General features: G+C 47.9%; 1 pseudogene. It reads right to left on the reverse strand.

Annotated features, from left to right (window positions below):
• A pseudogene (locus AB4486_RS24415) lies at window positions 1-317 on the reverse strand (metallophosphoesterase); the annotation flags it as partial.

Below are 317 nucleotides of genomic sequence, written 5' to 3' on the forward strand. Positions count from 1 at the left end.
CTCACCACTCCATTCTGCAAAATCTTCAAGCACTAGACCTTCTTGAGAGGCAATAGCGTCAGCTTCAACTTTCGCTGCTTCCCAGTCTTGTTGAAATTGTTCGTAGTCGTCTACTCCATTTGCAACACAACCCTCGACTGGATAATTCATTTCATCAGCTAACTGGCAAACCGTGAACTGCGTTTCCAGTTGAGACATGATCATCATCTCTTCGCCGTTCATTTCCATGATCATAGCGCGCATTTCTAGCGGCCAGTCATCCGGAAGGAATCGCAGGCGCGTTAGTTCGCGGATGTGCCAATCGGTCAGTTCGTAGT

This window comes from Vibrio sp. 10N.222.55.C6 (assembly GCF_041473395.1).
Lineage (GTDB): Bacteria > Pseudomonadota > Gammaproteobacteria > Enterobacterales > Vibrionaceae > Vibrio > Vibrio crassostreae_C.